Genomic DNA, 20,966 nt, shown 5'->3' with positions numbered 1-20,966 from the left:
ATATGGACATGATGCTGCTTATGATGCGGTAACTCTTCGCGAATATTTTCAGCATTATCTTGGCATTCTGACACGCTGTTGGCATATATCAACTCTGAGTAAATGGTGCAAAAACTACCATTCAATTTGATTGAAAAATCAACAGGATATAACATAGTGACCACCTTCCCTTTTAGTAAAGTTTCCCTGGTACCCAGGTCTCTATATACCGAATGGCAATCAATAGATTAGGTCTGCTAATATATTTATAACTTCCCACCCTAAAACGAGCTTTTATATCACGATGTAAATCCATAAATAGCTTTTTCCTGATTTCATGGTTTGTTTCTAACTGGTAAACCCTACTATTAATGGCTTTATGCAGCCTTTTTCTCTCTCCCTCCTCAAGAGCAATCTGTTTTTCTGCCGTATTCATGCTATCGGCTCCTTTCTTTGCTAAATTGGCGCGCACCGGAATGCCCAAGAACATCAAAGGGGGAAACAGCTCCTGGACATTACGGCAAGAGTCAATCTTGCCGCATCGATGGAATGATGCTAAAATATAGTTATAGATAATTATTAAGCAGTGAGCAGGTGGCCGCCTAGCTTGCTGCTTTTTCTTTTACTGGCGATAACCTCCGATACATTTCAGCCTTTATTTGAATTTCTTGTTTCAAAGGAACGTGCTTATTCTCCCTCATAAATTTACAAGCTTCCCTAACTTGGCTTGCTTTCATTAAACCGCTTGCTGATAATAGAAATTTCATGCTGACTTCCTCCTTGTTTCGATAAAAAAGTTTTTTTCATCACCCATTAAGTGTTTTTTCCACAGCATTTTTCGCAAATCGTGTTAAAAAACTAGAGGATGAATCCTCTTAATAAATACCTAACGAAAAGAGATAGGCTTCCCTCATTGCCTTTATTACATCATCGATTTTTATATTGGAGTTACCGTTATCTTCTTCCCTTTGAATGATAGCCCCCATACTTCCGATGAAAAAAGGCGCCCCTTCTTTATAAAAACTTATATTCTTTTCGTTTAAATCTGTAATGAATTGTTTAAAATCCTCATGTTTACTCATTCGATCCCTTGCCATTCTTTGTAATTATCAATAATTTCCTGTTTAATCGCTTCCCATGAACGCTCATGCTCAAGGTCATCTGTTTCAAATGTGATAAAATCAAAGTATGCATGTTGTGTATGATTTTCCATATTATGAGATAAGATTAAAAAACTTCTTTCGCCTCGATTGTGTTTCCACAAATCATATCCGACCGCACCAGGAATAAATCCAAAACCACGATGTCGCTCTTGAATGTGTTTACTAACAAATGCTTTTGAATGCCCGGTTAAATAAACATAAAAATCAATCGCTTTTTTGCGGGATAAAGGCTTCCTCATTTCCTTCTCTTCTTTTTTGACCGCCGCTTGAATTTCGTCACCGGTTAAAATCGTAATTTCATCATTTTTGATGTAGACGATATTTTTCTTGAAGGTACTGTATTTTCGGGAATCTTCGTTATAGTTAAACGAAGCGAAAGGTTTTAATCCCTGGTATGCAAAAACACCATCATGACTGGTAGAATATATGGTCCAAACACGCCCTTTGTAATGAACAACCTTATCCATTAGATTCAAAGTGATTTCCATTGTTAACTCTCTCCATTTCACTTATTAAACTTTCGTATTTTCAGTGACACGTTCCATTCCCTGAACAGATCCCTCATGGAGAAATCATGTGCCTTACACATACTGGCAACGAGATTGATCATCGAAGCTGCAGCATCTAAATTTTCTTTTAAGACCTGTTTCATGTGGTCCTTTTCTTCTTGTGAAAACATGCTTGCTGGTTTTGACCAAACAGCTGATTCAATTGCCTCCAATGCTTCTGCTGTTTCCTTTTGAACGAGATACATCATGCTAGTAGGATGCTGATCTATGTAGTCCCCGTCGAAATAAGGGACACTAACAAAACCGGAACTGTCCTTCCAAGTATCAAAATACAGTCTAGGGTCATCTATGTTCTGAGCTATCTTTGGGATAATTTCCTTTGGAATTTCCCTATCCCCTGTTTCGAATTTTGAAAGTGCTTCTCTTGAATAGTTAATGCCGTGGCTTACATCTAGTTGTGTTTTTTCCTGCCGTTTACGAGCCTCGGCTATGGATGCACCAATAGCCAATTAAATTCCCCTTTTCATTTGTCACACTCCCTATCTGTAGATGTGACAATCAATTTAGTACAGTAGTTAGGTAAATCGTACTACTAAAGGACTTTAGTCTCTGTAGCAATCTTCAACAGCTGCAGCTATTTCCTTTAGAACGGGATTTCCCTTTTCCCACTCACTGTTGAACCATTCGGCTCTTTCGTCATCACTCATGAGAACCAATGGTGAGTAAACAATAACGGTGGTATTGCCGATTTTATGTTCCTTCTTAGGTGCTTCCATGTCCGCACTCCCCCTTGCTACATGTTTATGCGGACGTTCCATGCTTATTGCGGACATTCTTACGTGCCTCCTTAGGTAGTTAATGTTCTACTTACATTGCAGTCGTTTTGTTCCTTAAAGGAACATTCGTATTCAAAAAAAAGTGTCCACTCAAAATCAAGTGTTTTAGCAATTTTTTTAGCTACGTCAACACTAGGCGTTTTAGTTCCATTCTCTATATGAGTATAAAAGCTCCTTGATATACCGCTTAATTCGGAAACTTCTCCATGAGTCAACTTTCTTTTATCGCGAAATTTTTTGAGCCAAAATCGCAATATAATCACCTCCAATATGTTCCCTTAAGTAACTTTATGGTTTTATTATATGTTCCTTTAGGTAACATGTCAACAGCTATTTAAAATATTTTTATACTATTAGTAACATTTTATTTAAGTTTCTTTAAGTAACATTATAATAAGAGTAAGAAATATAGAAATGAAGTGGTTTTTATGGAGATTTTAGGAAAAAGATTAAAATATCTAAGAGAACAAATGAAAAAGGAAAATAGCAAATTCACACAAGGTTATTTAGCTAATAAAATAGGTGTTGCTAGATCTACATACACAGCATATGAAAATGGTACAAAACAACCTCCCTTGGAAACAGTTAATAAGCTTGCAGATATTTTTGATGTTACTACTGATTATTTGCAAGGAAGATCAGAATCAAAACAACAGATTCCTTCGCAAACAAGCAAAGATGATAAGGACATAGCCAAGAGGATGGAGCAAATAAAAAACGATCTGGCCAAACAGGATGGACTAAGTTTTAATGGAGAACCAATGAGTGAAGAGGCAATTGAGTCTCTTATGGAAGCCATGGAACATGTTGTACGCCAAACTCAGCGTATTAACAAGAAATACATTCCTAAAAAATACCGAAAAGATGAAGACACCAAGTAGGGATGCGAGGGATCTAAGTGAGTTGGATTAAAGACCTGGTAATTTATTTGCAAAAAAAATATAAATCAGATAATCCATTTGTAATCGCATCGATGATGAACATACACGTTGTACCATGGAATCTGCATGAAGAAATTAATGGTTTTTATAAATATGATAGGAAAAACAAGTACATATTCATAAATAACAATCTAAGTGATGAAATACAACAATTTGTCTGTTCCCATGAGTTAGGGCATGCTGTGTTACATCCTAGGTCAAATACACCGTTTTTAAGAAATAACACTCTTTTTTCAATTGATAAAGTTGAAGTCGAAGCAAATACTTTTGCGGTGGAATTCTTGATGACTGACGATATTTTGAAGGAATATGAGAATACTAAACTATCAATTGATGAAATTGGAGATATTTGCTGTGTTCCAAGAGGACTAGCAAGATTAAAAACTATTAATAAAATAGTCTTTCAATCAGAACAAAAAGCCCACTCCTATAATAGGGCTTTTCATTTTTAAAGTTATGGGTATTGATGGTTATACTGTGAGTAGAGGTGAATTATAAATGTATCGCCAAAAAGGGTTGGATATATTCTTGTATTTGAGGAAAAGTCGGGCAGATGTGGACGAAGAGAAGAAAGCAGCTGCTGAGGGGAGGGACTATGATACCCTTGCTAGACACCGAAGGAACCTCTTCGAAGTAATAAAAAGAGAAGAACATAACTTGATTGATACCTTTGAAGAATTGGTAACAGGGGAATCCATTGTTGAACGGACGGAAATACAAAAGATGCTGAAACGGATGGATCAAGGCGAAGCAGATGCTGTTTTAGTAATGGATGTGGATCGTCTTGGCCGTGGGGATATGTATGATTCCGGAATACTAGATAGAGCCTTCCGCTATAACAATATCAAACTGATTACTCCAACGGAATTCTATGATCCTGAGGCAGAATCCTGGGAGTTAGTATTTGGGGTTAAATCGATTGTTGCCCGACAAGAGTTGAAATCAATCACCAAACGATTACAAGGTGGACGAAGAGACAAAGCAAGGCAAGGAAAATCCATTTCAAAAAAGCCCCCTTATGGATATTTAAGAGATGAAAACTTAAAGCTCTATCCGGATCCAGAAACTGCATGGGTAGTGAAGAAAATGTTTGAAATGATGCGAAATGGATATGGACGGATTCAGGTTGCTCACGAATTAGACAAACTTGGGATTAAACCACCGGATGAAAAGAGGGAGTTATGGTCTCCATCCACTATTACAGCCATCATTAAGAATGAAGTCTATCTTGGTGAAATCATATGGGGGAAAATTACCTACACCAAGCGTGGGGGAAAGTATAAAAGAAAGAAGATGCCTCCAGAAGAATGGATTAGAAAAGTAGATGCCCATGAACCCTTGGTTTCACAAGAATTATTTTTGGCCGCCAATCGGGCACACACTGGCAGATATAGACCATCCACTGTTACTTCAAAGACTCTGTCAAATCCACTTGCGGGTATCTTGAAATGCGAGGTATGTGGCTACACCATGGTACATTTTCCGAGAAAAGACAGACCAAGCGCTATGATTCGCTGCCCTAAGCCAGGATGCAAAGGAATCCAAAAAGGTGCTTCCTTTCCAATAGTGGAAGATAGGCTCCTAACTGCCTTAGAAGAGTATGTAAAAAGATTTGAGTTTAAACAGCAGCAAGGAACACCAAAGGAGACATCAAATATTCCTTTAAAACAAAAAGCATTTAAAAAAAAGCAAGAGGAAATCAATGAACTTGCAAAACAAAAAAATAATCTCCATGACCTATTGGAACAAAATGTTTATGATGTTCCCACCTTTATGGAACGTCAGCAAAACATTGTTGAAAGAATAAAAAAACTTGAAAGTGAATCTCAACAGCTGAAAGAAGAAATTTTCAATGAAGAAATGAAATCGAAAAATGTCTATGAGTTTATCCCAAAAGTAAAAAAGGTACTGCAAGCCTACCGGCATACCAGCGAAATAGAAAAGAAAAACCGATTATTAAAATCGATTCTAGAAAAGGCAACTTTCTTGCGAAAAATAGACTGGACCAAAAAAGATGAATTTGTGATAAAAATTTATCCAAAAATATAACATGGATTCGATTCCCATGAATTATTAGTATAATTATTACAATTAATATGATATTTTGTTAAAAGAATATAAGAAATAATTAATCCCGGAGGGCTTTATGTCAAGTAATATCCTTACTCCCATTGCAGAAAACTTTGCAACCAAATTTTATTTTGGAAAAATTATTAATCCTTATACTTTTCATAGATTGTTTTCAGAATTTCGCTCAGATGAATATGAAGTGAATAAAGTTCAACCAAGTACAGAGTTCTTTGTAAAATTAATTAACAAAAAAGAGAAAAAAACAATTGAGCTTACGAAGGATTATATCGCTTTTTTTCCGATTCTGGATGATGAAAAAGAAATAGAGGATATTAGAAAAAGGATTTTTCGTCATGTTGCAAAACGGTACGAGGTTTATAGTAGTACCTCTAAGGAAAATCTCGAATTATCCACAGGGGCTTTATTAAAAAATGATTTAAGAACCTGCGCAAGTCTTCTATATTACTCTTTGCACAAATACACTAGCAGTCTTATGTATCATTACTTTAATACAACCCTTAATCTATCTGACCATGATATTATATTTGATGAAATAGAACATTATACCAGTCGAATGTTTTTAAAGTTCAAGGATATTTATGAAGGTAATGGGAAGATAAAGATGGAGTCAACAGAGGATATTCAAGATTTGTTACATCACCATACCTCACGTCCTAAGGTAGATCCATTTATGCTTCTTAGGTACACGATGGAAAACGAAAAAAATTATTCTGAAAAACTTGTTTCTTATATTGGCTATCTTTCAAACTACCTTTTTAGTTTAAATTATTATATTGACGGTTCAACTGAAAAATATAATATGATTTATCAAGAATTAACAACTGAACTAGAGTCCGAAAGAAATCAAGAAAAAGAAGTTAAAGCTACTATAGCCTTTTGTTTGAAAGAATCATATAAGGAAAATAATAATTGTGAAGTGTGGTTGTTCTATGCAGTAGCTTTAAGATTATATTGGTTAAGGCAGACGGCAGATTATGAATTCGACTTTGATGTAAAAACATCTGTAAAAGAAATGGCAATACTCGTCTATACCATTGGAAGTATTATTGAAATCAATGAAGTTAATAATAGTGATGAAGAAAGGCAAGATGAAGAAAAGCCTCTCGAAAACTCTATTGAGACAGATGAGTTAAGCGATTCTTCTGAAATAGACAAAAAAATGATAAAAAAAACTATTTCCTGTCCTCTTTACAGTGTGGATATTACATTTCCAGATGACCTTTTGTCAGAAGAGGAAAATAAAAATATTGGTCTTTTTATGTCAGTCTTACATTTAGATTCTCAATTTGATAAAAGTAAAATTATACATGCCTTAAATTTTACATCTAATATTACAAATAGAAATAAATACTTTATTTATGAAACATCATTAAATACTATTTCTACCCTTTTATATCTTACTTTAGATTCCGACGGAAGATGGATTTTTTGGTTTAATTCTGATCAGGATAATATTATTACTTTTTCCGTTTCTGATCTAAAGTCTGCTTTCAATGAGTTCTTTGAAGAACTTTCTAGTAGCTATAAAGATTTTCATAATGAACCGTTAGCAACAAACATTATCGGTACCGAACCTAGATATTTTAATTCTACTATTTCAATGATTAACACGTCCGATATCATCAAACTTCAAGATGAAATTGAAAAAAGACAAACCCGGGTTACGAATGAAATTATTAACCACACTTTCCAATTTTTGAAATCGGACCCTTCAGTGGATGTTCAATTCAGCAACAGAGTATCAATGATTAAACTTTCAAATCTAATTTTAGATATACATGTGTTTTTTGGGATTTATGATTTAAAATTAAATATTCCATTAAACAAATATTACACTCTAGAAAATAATGATTTTAAAACATGCCAAGTAAATATTATCATTACTGAAAATTCTACCTTATTTGAGCATCCTTTTGCCCTAGATAATACCTATAATGACTTTATGAAGAAAAATAATATTTCCTCATACGAATGCGCTAACATCCTTATTGAACCAAGTATGTTAGATAATATAATTAAAGATGATAACTTGTTTTTAGTTAATGCATTAATTGAAAAAATAAACCATTTATGCTATGAGGATATTGAATTAGGAATAAACAAACTATCTACAAAAAGTATTTTGGAGAGTGTGATAAAAACTAAAGGTGATATTACTTTACCACTAGCTACTTTAGGGTATTGGTATTTTATTAATGAACCTTCTTTGGAAACTGCAGAAGAAAAAGGAAAATATTATTATAAAGAGGCTATGGAATCTGAAAAAGGAAAAGATCTTAAGTACATCAAGCAATTTGAACAAAAATTTTATCTAGAACTTGCTCGTTTTTTATGTAAAAGATGTAACAAGCCCGAAGAAGCCATAAGGTATATATCAGAAGGTTTTGATAAAGATGAAAGGTTCAAAAAAGATTACGAGACCCTTATAAAAGAATTTGGTTTAAAATATGAGGAAACAGATTTACCAGCAGCGATTACTCTCGAAGAAGATTTGATAGATCGAGAAGATGTGAATCTTCTTGATGAGGATAAGGATTAATAAAAAAGGAGCCTATAAACGGCTCCTTTATTTTATATTTATTTCAATTACATTTGTAGCCTTGTTCGAATTTTTATCCCTTTTAGTACCCTCATTTTTTATGTCACGTTCAGTAATTTTTATGTCAGAGGAATTATTAGTATTCATTTAATATCACTCCTTGTAATTACTTATAATACCCATTTATAAATATAAATATAACAAATTATAAAATCTTTGTATATATATTTGATAAAATATAGAAAATAATATTTTGCTTGTTTAAGAGTTAAACAAACTGGATGAATTTGTGATAAAAATTATCCAAAAATATAGAATGCAGGAAGATCTACCTTCTACCCTAGTGTCACCGGAATTTCTCTCGGAAAGAAATGCTTTAAAGCGTGTATAATATCAAGCTTTTGTTTTAATATATAATAAATAAATTGATCATCTTTAATTTTACCATATGCCCTCATAAGTGTAGATGGTGTACGATTATACTGATTGACCTCGCCATAACCAAACATGTTAGATACCTTCATTAATTCTTCAACTAGCTTCACACAACGGGCGTTATCCGATGTGAGATTATCACCGTCTGAAAAGTGGAATGGGTAGATGTTGAACTTTCGCGGATTATATTTAGTGTCAATGATCTCCAGGGCTTTGCGGTATGCGGATGAACAAATAGTTCCACCGCTCTCTCCTTTTGAGAAGAAATCCTCCTCAGATACTGTTTTCGCCTCGGTGTGGTGAGCGATAAACTCAATTTCAACTGTTTCGTATTTTGTTCGTAAAAACCGGGTCATCCAAAAGAAAAAGCTGCGTGCCATATACTTTTCCCATATTCCCATTGAGCCACTCGTATCCATCATCGCAATGACAACAGCTTTCGAATCTGGTTTCACCACTTCATTCCATGTCTTAAACTTCAAATCCTCTTTGTAAATGGGATGGAATGCCGGCTTTCCTGTCATGGCATTTCGTTTAAAGGCGGACATCATCGTCCGTTTTTTATCAATGTTCCCCATTAATCCTGTTTTTCTAATATCATTAAATTCAATATTTTCAACGAGATGCTCTTGCTCTTCTTTTTTCTTTAAATTAGGAAGCTCTAATTGCTTAAATAATGCTTCCTCAAGCTCCATTAATGAAACCTCAGCTTCAAAATAATCTTCACCGGCTTGGTCCCCAGCCCCTTGGCCTTTACCGGGAGCTTTTTGACCGCTTGATCCGTCACGTGCTACTACATCACCGACTTGACTGTCACCCTCACCTTGGCCCACGTGTTTGTTTTTGTCATAATTATAACGGATTTTATATTCGTCTAATGAACGGATCGGGATTTTTACCACATCTCGACCATTTGACATGATGATGCTCTCTTCTGTAATTAAGTCTGGAAGATTGTTGCGAATTGCCTCCTGGACTTTTTCCTGATGCCGTACTTGGTCATCGTGGCCTTTACGGTGGAGGGACCAATCTTCTCTTGAAATCACAAATTGATGGTTATCAGTTGACATTATATACCCTCCTTATTAAATTATTTCATTTAATCCTGCACACTTTTTTAACGGAATTCATAAGATAACGCGAGCGAAAAAATGTAGGTAAAGTATAGATTACTTTATCCTATGCAAAGATAGAGAATAATTTACAAATAATTTCGACAATTGGGCAATCGCCTACGAAAATGGACTAGTTCTATCCTATCTTCAAAAATTGAATTGGAAAAAAAGGGACTGACAGATACGTTCTGTCAGTCCTTGATATTTTAATCCACATTATCTGTTTAATAAACTTCCAACATAACGCAATAATTCATTTGCCGATGTTGAGTTATAGCCATGTTCATCCACTAACCGAGCAACAACATCATTAATCTTCTTCAACTGCTGCTCATCTGGAGTTTTCGAAGAAGTGGTAATCTTGACAACATCCTTAAGATCCGCAAACAGCTTCTTTTGAATGGCTTCCCTTAAGCGATCATGAGAATTGTAATCAAAACGCTTGCCTTTCCTAGCAAAGGCTGAAATTCGAATTAATACCTCTTCCCGGAAGGCCTTTTTGGCATTTTCAGAAATACCAATCTGCTCTTCAATGGAACGCATCAGCTTTTCATCTGGATTGATTTCTTCTCCGGTTAATTGGTCACGGAGCTTGTTCTTATTACAGTAAGCCTCCACGTTATCAAGATAATTATCCATTAACGTTTTTGCCGATTCTTCATACGAGTATACAAATGCCTTTTGGACTTCCTTCTTGGCAATATTATCATATTCTTTTCGTGCTAAAGAGATATAATTCATATAGCGGTCACGTAGCTCCGCAGTAATTGATGGGTGTTGATCAAGCCCATCTTTTAATGACCGTAATACATCCAGTGCATTAATGGATGGTACTTCCTTTCGGATAATGGTGGACGAAATCCGGTTTATCACATAACGAGGGTCAATTCCGCTCATTCCTTCATCAGGATATTCGCGCTTCAGTTCCTCAACATCGGCCGTATTAAAGCCCTCCACACTCTCACCATCATAAAGGCGCATTTTCTTTAGTAAGTCGATATCACCTTTTTTCGGTTCCTTTAAACGCGTTAATATGGTAAACATTGCTGCTACCTTTAGGGTATGCGGTGCAATATGAACATCGGACACATCACTTTCGTTAATCATCTTTTCATAAATTCTTTCTTCCTGCGAAGCCTTCAAGTTATAAGGAATCGGCATAACGATAATTCTCGAATGGAGTGCTTCATTTTTCTTATTTGAAATAAAGGATCGATATTCCGTTTCGTTTGTATGGGCCACAATCAGTTCATCAGCAGAAATAAGCGCGAACCTGCCTGCTTTAAAGTTTCCTTCTTGCGTTAAAGATAATAAATGCCAGAGGAATTTCTCATCACATTTTAGCATTTCCTGGAACTCCATCATCCCGCGGTTTGCCTTATTGAGTTCCCCATCAAAGCGGTAGGCACGTGGATCTGATTCGGAACCAAATTCGGCAATTGTTGAAAAATCAATGCTTCCCGTTAAATCGGCAATGTCCTGTGATTTAGGATCGGATGGACTAAAAGTTCCAATCCCTGTTCGTTTATCCTCTGAGAAAAAGATTCTTTCTACTAAAACATCTTCAATTCTGCCGCCATACTCCTGCTCAAGACGCATCATATTCAATGGTGAGAGATTACCTTCAATCCGAATCCCATACTCGTCATGGAAATCCTTTCGTAAATGATGAGGAATTAAGTGAAGTGGATCCTCATGCATTGGACAGCCTTTAATCGCAAAAACAGAACCGCGATCCGTAAGTGAGTAGGCCTCTAGCCCTCTTTTTAGCATCGTAACAAGGGTGGATTTCCCACCACTTACAGGGCCCATTAACAGTAATATCCGTTTTCTAACATCCAATCGTTTTGCTGCCGGATGGAAGTATTCCTCAACCAACCGCTCTAGTGACTCCTCTAACCCAAATAATTGATTACTGAAGAATTCGTACTTCCTCGTCCCTTTTTCTTCGGTTATTCCAGCATCCTTAAGCATATTATAAACTCGTGAATGTGCAGATTGTGCTACCCATGGCTTCTCTTTTAACAACTGTAAATAATCAGCGAATGTCCCTTCCCAACGGAGCTTTTCTTCTTCTTCGCGAAACATCTCGATTTTTTTTAAAATATCCATAAGGCCCTCCCCCTGTAGTAGCTTAATCAGAGACGATTAATATACTCTATGCACCAAGGAACTTGAACATGCGTAACCATCTTGAGTTACTCCCTATTTTTATTTCAATAAAAGGAAACTTGCCCTTTTCATTTTTTAAAGTTAGGCTATAATAAAATTATATGGTAAAAAAAATGAAAAGTTGTATGACGAAGGGGGCAATACATAACATGAACACTTTCATCGTTATTTTAGTAATGATTGCATTCTTATCAGCAATTCTTACTTCAGGTTATAATGATAAACCAGGCGAAAATAAATAAGAAAAGCGAAATATAAAAAAGGCTGCCGGTTGGCTGCCTTTTTTATTGTTTAGGTTAAGTGTGCAAAATTTTGCTGACGCAATGCTTCATAAATGAGAATGGCAGCCGTATTAGATAAATTTAAGGAACGAATATGCTCAGTCATGGGAATTCTAAGGGCAGTTGCTTTATTTTTTTCAATAACCTCTTTTGGAAGACCCGTTGTTTCTCTCCCAAAAATAAAATAATAATCCTTACCCAAATTACTATAATCAAAACTGCTATATTGTTTCTCCCCAAATTTGGTAATATAGAAAAATTCACCACCGGCATTCTCTTCATAAAATTCTTCTAAAGAATCGTAGTATGTTATATTTACATATTCCCAATAATCCAAACCTGCTCTCTTTAACATCTTATCGTCAGTTGAAAAACCCAGCGGACGAATTAAATGCAAAGCAGTATCGGTTCCTGCACAAGTTCGGGCAATGTTCCCTGTATTAGATGGTATTTGTGGCTGGTATAAGACAACATGGTTTGACACGGATTTCACCTCAAATAAAAACTCTACTGGCAATTATACCACTTTCATCGATCTGTTCAAGGAGGGAGATCGTTATTCATCGATAATGGCATAAAACTTATATTTAATGTTCGGAGTATAGGCAGTAGAATCCTCATATGCCCAGTACCGCATCCGACTATTATAAGTATTGGCATTTACTAAAGGCATCCCATTGGCATCTTTTCCGGTCACAATCGTATTATGGTTAAACCTGCCGTCTCCTTCAAAGTCATAGCAAATAATGTCCCCTAAAATCAACTGATCAGGGCTGCTGACTTCCCTCGCTCTGAGGCCGTTCTTCGAATTTCCCAGATAGTTTTTTAGGGAATGCGCCACTGCCCAACTGTAGCTCCAATTCGTATACTGATACCACCAGCCATTACCGCGGTTCGGATGCCCCCTCATAGGCGCCTCTCCAGCTCTAAGACATTGAGAAATATAATTCGTACAATTATTTTCAAATGATTTAAAAGCAGGATTATGTGTGTTCCACCAGCGCTCCGCGTATTGGACTGCCTTAAGGCGATTATAGGAGTAGCTTATCCGATGATCCGGTTCGTCCAAATGGGAATCTGTCACATCTTGATCTTGTTGCGGATTACTAGTAGGCGTGGTAATTTCCTCATCCATGACTAATGCCCCTTTGTAAAACTTAGCAATCCTTACCTCCATTTCTTCTTCTAAATAAAGCAGATCCTTTTGTTTTATTAAATATTGGTAATGTGCGTGGTATTTTACAGTTTGAAATTCATCTTCCACACCTTCCTCTATGATGTTGCCCGATGCCTTCACTTTAACGATTTCTGCTGACCTTTTTGCCGCAGCCGCATGTTTGCGTTCGGCCTTTGGAAAAAATAATTTATTGCCTCTTTTTTCAGAAACAAATAAATCTAGTCTTTTTTCAAATAAGTCTTGAAGTAATTTACGCATATTCTTCACCCCTCTCTTTTTATACATATGAGGCCAGCTGCAAATTAATATAAAAAAAGAGCAAAACCCAGGTGGTTTGCTCTTCACTCATTTAGTTAAACGCAAAGCTTTATCAATTTCCTCTTGAACTTCGGAATCTGCTTCCACTTTTTTTGCCTTTACTAACGCAGCAAATGCCAATTCTCCGCCAATTTTTCCTAGAGCGTAAGCAGCTGTTCCCCGCGCTATAGGACTTGCTTCATTTTCTAATACCTCAATTAAGTCTGGAACTGCCGTTTCATCCTTAAAATGAGCAAGAGCAATCATAGCATTTCGTTGAATTGGCTTCTTCCCTCTCCATGAACCGGCTACATCGCCGAACTTATTTTTAAATTCACGATTGCTTAATTTTAATATAGGTTTTAATAATGGTTTGGCTACCTCAGGATCCGGTTCCATCTCTGTATGAAAATGAAAGTTTTTCCCCTTGTTATGTGGACAAGCCGTTTGGCAGGAATCACAACCATAGACGCGATTGCCTATCTTTTCACGGAATTCATCGGGAATAAACCCCTTTGTTTGTGTTAAAAATGAAATACAACGCTGGGCATTTATCTGGCCGCCCTGGATTAATGCTCCTGTTGGACATGCCTCCAAACACTTTGTGCATGACCCGCATTGGTCTTCAATTGGTATGTCAGATTCAAACGGGATACTGGTAATCATTTCACCTATATAAATGTATGAGCCAAATTCCGGGGTTATTATGGCACAGTTCTTTCCACTCCAGCCTATCCCCGCCCGTTCTGCTACGGCACGATCTGAAAGCTCTCCAGTATCAACCATTGATTTCAATCTGGCATCCGGTACCTTCGCTTTGATGAAATCCTCTAGTTTTTTCAGCTTGTCTCGAATAATATGATGATAGTCAAGCCCCCATGAAGCCCTGCTGAAAATTCCCCTGCGCTCGCCCTTCTTACTTACCACACGATCCTTCATTTTTGATGGATAGGCTAAGGCAATCGAAATGATCGATTGCGGATCTTCGAGCAATAATGCAGGGGTTACCCGCTTCTCAATATCCGGTTCCTCAAATCCCGATTGATAGCCCAGCTCCTGCTGTCTTATTAATCTGTTTTTCAATTCAGAGAAAGGGTCGGCGGTGGTAAAACCAATCTTATCAATTCCTATTTCTTTACTAAAGGTGATAAGTTCTTCTTTGAATTTCTGCACGTCCATGTAAAGTTCCCTCCTTTCCAATAAATTTGATCTATTTAATGGGGTAAAATTATTAGCAGCACATTTATTTATGATAAACTATTTTCAATGAAATTTGGAGGTGGAATCGTTGGAAATTCAACTTTCAACGGAAATAATCGCGCAAATTCCCGACTTTAAGCTTGGGGTTATTGAATACAGGAATATCACGGTTGGGGAATCACCACAAATGCTGAAAGGCAGGCTGCGGCTTTTCCAAGAGTCCATTTATTTTGATTTGGAAAATAAACAGGTAACAGACCTTCCAGGAATACGAGAATGGCGGAATATTTTTAAAAAGACAGGAAAGGATCCAAACCGCTATCGCCATGCTGCAGAAAGCATATTTAGGAGAGTCCAAAAGCAAAATTATCTGTCATCCGTTCAAAGCGCCATTGATATGAATAATTTTTTCTCGCTGCAATATCAGGTACCGATTGGAATTTATGACCTTGATCTAGTACAGGGGCCTATTGAAATTCGAATTGGTGACGTTGATGAAGCGTACATCGGATTAAATGGGAGGAAGAATTCTTTAGAACGGTTGATTGTTGCAGCTGATCAAGAAGGGCCTTTTGGGAGTCCTTTTGTCGATTCGGAGAGAACTCCGGTGACATTTGATACGAAACAAGCTTTGCAAATTATTTATTTACGGCCTTCAACCGATATGGAAAATGCTATGAGGTTGACTGAATCCTTAATGAACATGTTTACACAATTACATGGAGGAGAAGCTTCCTGTCGAATTCTCGGATGCCCGTGAGGCATCTTTTTTTCAATAGAAAAAACGCAATGCATCGTTCTCCTATGTAACGATACACTGCGTTAGTTAATATGTATGGAGCGGGTGATGAGAATCGAACTCACAACATCAGCTTGGAAGGCTGAGGTTTTACCACTAAACTACACCCGCACATTTTAGAAAATATGAACGTTTTATGAACGAACCTGACCTTTACAATATTACACACAATCTCTTTCTGCGTCAAGTCATTTTTGCGAATTTTGTCGATTTTTCTACCTGATCAAAAATTATTATTAGTTCCAATGGCAATGTGATCCTTTCAGAGTACACTCTTTGTTTTTTTCCGCATCCACTTTACACTATGAACCTTTTATGTGACCTGTATCGATTTCAACAACCACCAAACAAATAAAAATTGTTGCTAAAATTTAATCCAGTAATCATCAAATTCCGATTCGAACGGAAGCGATTGATCGTATGAAAATCGGGCTTTGGCTACGTGAAAGCCACATGAAATAAATGCTATGCTAATGAACAAAAAAGTTCACAATTAGTCCCTATGTAGTACAAATTTGCTTTTTAAAATAAAAACATACTCAATCAAACAAAATGTTTGAGTAACATTTTATTAGGAGGTAGTTTGTATGAAGAAAATCAAAAAGCCAAAATTTTTTGGTGCACTATTAATGGCATTAGCCGTCATTGCTATCGTACCTACAATGGCAAGTGCTCATTGTGATACGATGGATGGGCCTACTGTTGGAGACGCAAAAAAGGCTATTGAATCCAATAATCCTAGCTATATTCTAAAGTGGGTCCAGCCAGATGATGAGAAAGAGGTCACTCGGATATTTGATTTAACCATGAAGGTCAGAGAGTTAAGTCCGGAAGCAAAGGAGCTTGCAGATAATTACTTGTTTGAAAATCTGGTCAGAATTCACAGAGCATTTGAGGGTGCGCCATTTACCGGTGTTAAACCTCATGGAACACCCATCGATGAAAAAATTGCAGCAGCAGATAAGAGTATTGAAGTAGGGAATTTATCACCTGTAGAAAAATATGTACCAAAAGAAAAAATGGCTGAATTACAAGAGCGATTTGATAAAGTAATGTCCTTAAAGGATTATGATGTAAATAATGTTGAGGCTGGTAGAGAATATATTGAAGCTTACGTTAAATTCTTCAAATTTGCAGAAGGTGAAGAAGAAGGCCATGAAGCTGGTGGCGAACATCAAGTGACAGACGAACATGCTGCTCAAGGAGACGAGCATGCAACTACAGAAGCAAGTGAAAAATCTAATGATAAAGAAAGTCAAAAAGGGGCAGAATCTTTACCAGTAATTCCATGGAGTTTAGCAGGTATTCTGTTTGCTACAACTTTAACTTTCGCGGTTAAATATCATAAAGAGCATTCAAAAAAATAAAATCCACCATTCCCCTCCCGCCTTAAGTGGAGGGGAATCGTTTTATAAATAAGGGGGCAATGCTATGAATTTAGTTAAAAAATCACTGAAAAATTGGATTCCCTTCATCGTTACTGTAGTGATTATGGCATTCGTCATTAATAAGTTTCTTTTTTTTGAAATTTTAGTTCCCAGTGGCTCTATGTACCCTACCATAAAACCAAATGACAGAATTATTACTACAAGAATTCATAATGTGAAAAAGATAAAAAGAGGCGAAATATTAGTTTTTTACTCTAATGAATATAAAGAAACAATGGTTAAAAGGGTGATTGGGTTACCAAATGATTCAGTTGAAATTAAAGAAAATGGTTCAGTTTTTATCAATGGACATATGCTAGATGAAACCTATGTAAAGTATCCAGATAATCGATCTGGAAAGTTTAAAGTACCTAATGGGAAATATTTGTTTTTAGGAGATTATCGCCAACACTCTTTAGACAGTCGTTTATGGAAAGATCCGTTTATTTCAGAAAAAAATATTAAAGGAAAAGCAGTTTTCATTGTATTCCCTTTTAATAGAGCATCTATACTTAGGTAGGTGAATTTGAGGAATGAAGTACCTTAATGTAATAATTTCCTCTTACGACTAGGTTCGTAAAGTTAAACCTTTTAACGATGTTCTACTTTCTGAAACAGTTCACTATATAGTGGGGGTAGTTGCCTTCACACATCTTCTTTTTCACGCTCACTTCTGAAATATGCAAATGAAAAAGATGAAAAAACATACAAATATTATTAATAAATTCAATCGGTTTTGATAAAGGTTTTTAGTATTGAACTTTTTGCGGGTCGTACAAAAATAGATTTAGATGGATGAAGGAGTGATACGTTTGACGTTTAGTGGTTCTGCCCTAGATAGGGTATTTCTAAATATTGGGCCGATTACTATTTATTGGTATGGGGTTATTATTGCAATAAGTATAATTTCAGGACTGTGGCTTTCGATAAAGGAAGCTAATCGCCTTGGATTGAAGAAAGACCTTTTTGTAGATCTTGTTATTTTTGCCATTCCGGTTGCAGTCATCTCTGCTAGAATTTACTACGTTATTTTTGAATGGGATCAATATGTTGATGGACCTTGGTGGGGTGTGTTTGCCATTTGGGAAGGCGGTATTGCTATCCACGGTGCTCTAATTGGCTCAGTCATTACTGCCGTCATATTTGCACGTGTAAAAAAGATATCGTTCTGGAAATTAGCTGACATTGCAGCACCAGGCATTATCTTAGGACAAGCAATTGGGCGGTGGGGAAATTTCATGAACCAGGAAGCCCATGGTGGCCCTGTTTCAGAAGCAGCCTATAATCATTTTCTTCACTACCTGCCTAATTTTATTTCCAATCAAATGGTTATTGAAGGGGTTTTGTATCACCCTACTTTCCTATATGAGTCCCTATGGAATATTTTAGGACTGGCATTCTTACTTATTTTACGTAGATATAATCCGCGAAGAGGTGAGGTATTTTTAAGTTATGTTATCTGGTATTCTATTGGTCGCTTTTTTATAGAAGGTATGCGTACGGATAGTCTTTATATTTTTGGTTCACTAAGAATTGCACAAATAATTTCGATTTTGATCTTTATTATTGGTGTCGTAATCATTATTCATCGACGTAAGTCAGGTCAAGCAAATAATAAATATAATGGTGAAATAATACAATAAGAGAAGTAAAAAGCAACACCATCGTATAATCTCTAACGCTTGTAAACGTCTTTAAGTTGGGTTGACTGAATAAGGTTTTCAGTTGTTCTTTCGTAAAGGTCGCTATAATATGCTCTCTGTCTTTTAATAGCTTAATATTTTCGAAAGGAATGTTCGGGATTTGCTTCTCTCTATGTAGAAAATTAAAGAACGCCCGCAGCACACGCACTAAAGTATTCACCGTAACTACTTTAGTGCCCTTGTATTTGCGCAAATATAAAATAACGTTCTCTTTAATGTGCTCTTCCGTCATATGGTACGGCTTAAGCTCTGCTACGTCTTGCCATTAAATACTACCTCCTGTATATTGCCGTAATATTCGTCGCACACGATTAGAGCGCAGTAGTTAACGGTAATTTTGATGCTTAAAACAATAAAAAGCGTCTTCTACCGTAGTAGAAAACGCTTGATATTACGCATATTCTCGCTTATTGAGCGAATGATAACGTAGTCTTTGTGATACCGGTGGTCGGGGTCGAACCGACACTCCTCACGGAACACGATTTTGAGTCGTGCGCGTCTGCCAATTCCGCCACACCGGCATATTAAAATGTTTGTAAAGCAATGCCGAGGACCGGAATCGAACCGGTACGGTAGTCACCTACCGCAGGATTTTAAGTCCTGTGCGTCTGCCAGTTCCGCCACCCCGGCGAAATAAATTCGCCTTAGCATATTTAAAGTTTGTAAGTGAATTTTGGAGGCGGCAACCGGATTCGAACCGGTGGTAAAGGTTTTGCAGACCTCTGCCTTACCACTTGGCTATGCCGCCGGATTATTTGGAGCGGAAGACGGGATTCGAACCCGCGACCCCCACCTTGGCAAGGTGATGTTCTACCACTGAACTACTTCCGCAAAATGGCTGGGCTAGCTGGATTTGAACCAACGCATGTCGCAGTCAAAGTGCGATGCCTTACCGCTTGGCTATAGCCCAATGATAATATAACTCTTAAAGATATTCAATAAAAATATTATGGGGCGACTGATGGGAATCGAACCCACGAATGCCTGAACCACAATCAGGTGCGTTAACCACTTCGCCACAATCGCCATAACTATATTGGCAGGGGTAGTAGGAATTGAACCCACACCAAAGGTTTTGGAGACCTTCGTTCTACCTTTAAACTATACCCCTATAAATGGTGGAGGGGGACGGATTCGAACCGCCGAACCCGGAGGGAGCGGATTTACAGTCCGCCGCGTTTAGCCACTTCGCTACCCCTCCACATATAAGTAAAGTAATTGCCAGCTTAAGGTGCCGACGAGAGGAATTGAACCCCCAACCTACTGATTACGATTCAGTTGCTCTACCAATTGAGCTACATCGGCAATCAAAAGAAAAATGGTGGCTCAGGACGGAATCGAACCGCCGACACAAGGATTTTCAGTCCTTTGCTCTACCGACTGAGCTACTGAGCCACTCTAGATGGCGGTCTGGACGGGACTCGAACCCGCGACCTCCTGCGTGACAGGCAGGCATTCTAACCAACTGAACTACCAGACCAAATTGCGGGGACAGGATTTGAACCTGCGACCTTCGGGTTATGAGCCCGACGAGCTACCGGACTGCTCCACCCCGCGATAATAAAATATGGTGGAGGATGACGGGATCGAACCGCCGACCCTCTGCTTGTAAGGCAGATGCTCTCCCAGCTGAGCTAATCCTCCGAATGATGGTGACCCCTACGGGACTCGAACCCGTGTTACCTCCGTGAAAGGGAGGTGTCTTAACCGCTTGACCAAGGGGCCATAATGAATATTTATGGCGGAGAGCAAGGGATTTGAACCCTTGAGACAGGGTTACCCGCCTACACGATTTCCAATCGTGCTCCTTCGGCCACTCGGACAGCTCTCCATATAAATGGCTCCGCAGGTAGGACTCGAACCTACGACCGATCGGTTAACAGCCGATAGCTCTACCACTGAGCTACTGCGGAATAATAAGATAACAGCCTGGCAACGTCCTACTCTCACAGGGGCGCATGCCCCAACTACCATCGGCGCTGAGAAGCTTAACTTCCGTGTTCGGTATGGGAACGGGTGTGACCTTCTCGCCATTATTACCAGACTATTTTTTCGACACTATTTTATTATAATGTCTTTTTTGTTTTTTTCAAGAGAAATTTTAAATTTTTTCATTCTCTCAAAACTAGATAATGCAGAAGAAGTTTGTAAACTTGAGTTTACCTAAAATTAGGATAAGTCCTCGAACGATTAGTATCAGTCAGCTCCACATGTCGCCACGCTTCCACCTCTGACCTATCAACCTGATCATCTTTCAGGGTTCTTACTAGCTTGCGCTATGGGAAATCTCATCTTGAGGGGG

Annotated in this window: 20 protein-coding genes, 17 tRNA genes and 2 rRNA genes; 8 read left to right on the top strand and 31 right to left on the bottom strand. The window is 37.5% G+C overall.

Going from position 1 to position 20,966, the window contains the following annotated elements:
• Window positions 1-172: 172 nt before the first annotated feature.
• The 7 genes from G6554_RS22445 to G6554_RS22415 form a co-directional block, all read right to left on the bottom strand.
• Window positions 173-415 carry an ORF6C domain-containing protein gene (locus G6554_RS22445; RefSeq protein ID WP_166246015.1) on the bottom strand — a complete coding sequence of 81 codons (243 nt, stop codon included), beginning with the start codon at window positions 413-415 and terminating at the stop codon, window positions 173-175.
• 166 nt (window positions 416-581) lie between these two features.
• Window positions 582-746 carry a hypothetical protein gene (locus G6554_RS22440; RefSeq protein ID WP_166246013.1) on the bottom strand — a complete coding sequence of 55 codons (165 nt, stop codon included), beginning with the start codon at window positions 744-746 and terminating at the stop codon, window positions 582-584.
• Window positions 747-854: 108 nt separating this feature from the next.
• The gene (locus tag G6554_RS22435; protein WP_166246011.1) at window positions 855-1,061 is read right to left on the bottom strand and encodes a hypothetical protein; all 207 of its coding nucleotides are present in this window, start codon (window positions 1,059-1,061) and stop codon (window positions 855-857) included.
• On the bottom strand, window positions 1,058-1,630 hold the full coding sequence (locus tag G6554_RS22430; RefSeq protein WP_166246009.1) for a hypothetical protein: 573 nt from the start codon (window positions 1,628-1,630) through the stop codon (window positions 1,058-1,060). Before G6554_RS22430 ends, G6554_RS22435 begins: the two co-directional genes overlap by 4 nt.
• 17 nt (window positions 1,631-1,647) lie before the next feature.
• A complete protein-coding gene (locus G6554_RS22425) occupies window positions 1,648-2,160 on the bottom strand; it encodes a helix-turn-helix domain-containing protein (RefSeq protein WP_166246007.1) in 513 nt (170 codons plus the stop codon).
• Window positions 2,161-2,253: 93 nt separating this feature from the next.
• The gene (locus G6554_RS22420) at window positions 2,254-2,484 is read right to left on the bottom strand and encodes a hypothetical protein (protein ID WP_166245981.1); all 231 of its coding nucleotides are present in this window, start codon (window positions 2,482-2,484) and stop codon (window positions 2,254-2,256) included.
• Between the two features lie 14 nt (window positions 2,485-2,498).
• The gene (locus G6554_RS22415; RefSeq protein WP_166246005.1) at window positions 2,499-2,741 is read right to left on the bottom strand and encodes a helix-turn-helix transcriptional regulator; all 243 of its coding nucleotides are present in this window, start codon (window positions 2,739-2,741) and stop codon (window positions 2,499-2,501) included.
• A gap of 180 nt (window positions 2,742-2,921) precedes the next feature.
• Between G6554_RS22415 and G6554_RS22410 the strand changes: the two genes are divergently transcribed.
• From G6554_RS22410 to G6554_RS22395, 4 genes are all read left to right on the top strand, one after another.
• Window positions 2,922-3,368: a helix-turn-helix domain-containing protein gene (locus G6554_RS22410; protein WP_166246047.1), complete on the top strand. Its 447-nt coding sequence runs from the start codon at window positions 2,922-2,924 to the stop codon at window positions 3,366-3,368.
• Between the two features lie 17 nt (window positions 3,369-3,385).
• Window positions 3,386-3,880: an ImmA/IrrE family metallo-endopeptidase gene (locus tag G6554_RS22405; RefSeq protein ID WP_347564339.1), complete on the top strand. Its 495-nt coding sequence runs from the start codon at window positions 3,386-3,388 to the stop codon at window positions 3,878-3,880.
• Between the two features lie 46 nt (window positions 3,881-3,926).
• A complete protein-coding gene (locus G6554_RS22400; RefSeq protein WP_166246003.1) occupies window positions 3,927-5,477 on the top strand; it encodes a recombinase family protein in 1,551 nt (516 codons plus the stop codon).
• 97 nt (window positions 5,478-5,574) lie between these two features.
• Entirely contained in the window at window positions 5,575-8,058 is a 2,484-nt protein-coding gene (locus G6554_RS22395; protein WP_166246001.1) for a hypothetical protein, read from the top strand.
• 335 nt (window positions 8,059-8,393) lie between these two features.
• On the opposite strand, the gene yhbH is transcribed toward G6554_RS22395, so the two are convergent.
• The 5 genes from yhbH to queG form a co-directional block, all read right to left on the bottom strand.
• Window positions 8,394-9,563 carry a sporulation protein YhbH gene (gene yhbH, locus G6554_RS22390; protein ID WP_166245999.1) on the bottom strand — a complete coding sequence of 390 codons (1,170 nt, stop codon included), beginning with the start codon at window positions 9,561-9,563 and terminating at the stop codon, window positions 8,394-8,396.
• Window positions 9,564-9,824: 261 nt separating this feature from the next.
• Window positions 9,825-11,720, bottom strand: a complete 1,896-nt coding sequence (locus G6554_RS22385; protein ID WP_166245997.1) for a PrkA family serine protein kinase — start codon at window positions 11,718-11,720, stop codon at window positions 9,825-9,827.
• A 351-nt stretch (window positions 11,721-12,071) separates the two neighbouring features.
• Window positions 12,072-12,545, bottom strand: coding sequence for a tRNA (uridine(34)/cytosine(34)/5-carboxymethylaminomethyluridine(34)-2'-O)-methyltransferase TrmL (trmL, locus tag G6554_RS22380; protein WP_166246042.1), 474 nt, complete (start codon window positions 12,543-12,545; stop codon window positions 12,072-12,074).
• 72 nt (window positions 12,546-12,617) lie between these two features.
• A complete protein-coding gene (locus tag G6554_RS22375) occupies window positions 12,618-13,496 on the bottom strand; it encodes an amidase domain-containing protein (RefSeq protein WP_166245995.1) in 879 nt (292 codons plus the stop codon).
• Window positions 13,497-13,583: 87 nt separating this feature from the next.
• Window positions 13,584-14,714, bottom strand: coding sequence for a tRNA epoxyqueuosine(34) reductase QueG (gene queG, locus G6554_RS22370; protein WP_166245993.1), 1,131 nt, complete (start codon window positions 14,712-14,714; stop codon window positions 13,584-13,586).
• Window positions 14,715-14,823: 109 nt separating this feature from the next.
• Here queG and G6554_RS22365 point away from each other — a divergent pair, with 109 nt between their 5' ends.
• Window positions 14,824-15,495, top strand: coding sequence for a B3/B4 domain-containing protein (locus G6554_RS22365; protein ID WP_166245991.1), 672 nt, complete (start codon window positions 14,824-14,826; stop codon window positions 15,493-15,495).
• Between the two features lie 76 nt (window positions 15,496-15,571).
• Here the strand turns inward: G6554_RS22365 and G6554_RS22360 are convergent.
• Window positions 15,572-15,645, bottom strand: a tRNA-Gly gene (locus tag G6554_RS22360).
• 476 nt (window positions 15,646-16,121) lie between these two features.
• Between G6554_RS22360 and G6554_RS22355 the strand changes: the two genes are divergently transcribed.
• The 3 genes from G6554_RS22355 to lgt all read left to right on the top strand — a co-directional run bounded on the left by G6554_RS22355 (window position 16,122) and on the right by lgt (window position 18,604).
• Window positions 16,122-16,901, top strand: coding sequence for a DUF6448 family protein (locus tag G6554_RS22355; RefSeq protein WP_166245989.1), 780 nt, complete (start codon window positions 16,122-16,124; stop codon window positions 16,899-16,901).
• 64 nt (window positions 16,902-16,965) lie between these two features.
• The gene (gene lepB / locus G6554_RS22350) at window positions 16,966-17,481 is read left to right on the top strand and encodes a signal peptidase I (RefSeq protein ID WP_166245987.1); all 516 of its coding nucleotides are present in this window, start codon (window positions 16,966-16,968) and stop codon (window positions 17,479-17,481) included.
• A 292-nt stretch (window positions 17,482-17,773) separates the two neighbouring features.
• On the top strand, window positions 17,774-18,604 hold the full coding sequence (lgt, locus tag G6554_RS22345) for a prolipoprotein diacylglyceryl transferase (protein ID WP_242637938.1): 831 nt from the start codon (window positions 17,774-17,776) through the stop codon (window positions 18,602-18,604).
• Window positions 18,605-19,103: 499 nt separating this feature from the next.
• Here lgt and G6554_RS22340 read toward each other — a convergent pair.
• The 18 genes from G6554_RS22340 to G6554_RS22255 form a co-directional block, all read right to left on the bottom strand.
• Window positions 19,104-19,185 (bottom strand) — tRNA-Leu (locus G6554_RS22340).
• Window positions 19,186-19,208: 23 nt separating this feature from the next.
• Window positions 19,209-19,294, bottom strand: a tRNA-Leu gene (locus G6554_RS22335).
• A 44-nt stretch (window positions 19,295-19,338) separates the two neighbouring features.
• Window positions 19,339-19,412, bottom strand: a tRNA-Cys gene (locus G6554_RS22330).
• Between the two features lie 8 nt (window positions 19,413-19,420).
• Window positions 19,421-19,495, bottom strand: a tRNA-Gly gene (locus G6554_RS22325).
• 4 nt (window positions 19,496-19,499) lie between these two features.
• A tRNA-Gln gene (locus G6554_RS22320) sits at window positions 19,500-19,574 on the bottom strand.
• Window positions 19,575-19,614: 40 nt separating this feature from the next.
• Window positions 19,615-19,690 (bottom strand) — tRNA-His (locus tag G6554_RS22315).
• Window positions 19,691-19,701: 11 nt separating this feature from the next.
• A tRNA-Trp gene (locus G6554_RS22310) sits at window positions 19,702-19,775 on the bottom strand.
• A gap of 5 nt (window positions 19,776-19,780) precedes the next feature.
• Window positions 19,781-19,865: transfer RNA gene (locus tag G6554_RS22305), tRNA-Tyr, on the bottom strand.
• 31 nt (window positions 19,866-19,896) lie between these two features.
• Window positions 19,897-19,969 (bottom strand) — tRNA-Thr (locus G6554_RS22300).
• 14 nt (window positions 19,970-19,983) lie between these two features.
• Window positions 19,984-20,059 (bottom strand) — tRNA-Phe (locus tag G6554_RS22295).
• An 8-nt stretch (window positions 20,060-20,067) separates the two neighbouring features.
• Window positions 20,068-20,144, bottom strand: a tRNA-Asp gene (locus G6554_RS22290).
• Window positions 20,145-20,147: 3 nt separating this feature from the next.
• Window positions 20,148-20,221, bottom strand: a tRNA-Met gene (locus G6554_RS22285).
• Between the two features lie 11 nt (window positions 20,222-20,232).
• Window positions 20,233-20,308: transfer RNA gene (locus G6554_RS22280), tRNA-Val, on the bottom strand.
• A 6-nt stretch (window positions 20,309-20,314) separates the two neighbouring features.
• Window positions 20,315-20,389 (bottom strand) — tRNA-Glu (locus G6554_RS22275).
• A 14-nt stretch (window positions 20,390-20,403) separates the two neighbouring features.
• Window positions 20,404-20,495, bottom strand: a tRNA-Ser gene (locus G6554_RS22270).
• 7 nt (window positions 20,496-20,502) lie between these two features.
• Window positions 20,503-20,577 (bottom strand) — tRNA-Asn (locus G6554_RS22265).
• 14 nt (window positions 20,578-20,591) lie between these two features.
• Window positions 20,592-20,708 (bottom strand): 5S ribosomal RNA (gene rrf, locus G6554_RS22260).
• Window positions 20,709-20,834: 126 nt separating this feature from the next.
• Window positions 20,835-20,966: ribosomal RNA gene (locus G6554_RS22255) — 23S ribosomal RNA — on the bottom strand; the annotation flags it as partial.

This window comes from Bacillus sp. MM2020_4 (assembly GCF_011250555.1).
Classification (GTDB): Bacteria; Bacillota; Bacilli; order Bacillales; family Cytobacillaceae; genus Neobacillus.
The sequence above is the reverse complement of the archived record's forward strand: the minus strand, read 5'-3'. Positions and strand labels throughout refer to the sequence as shown.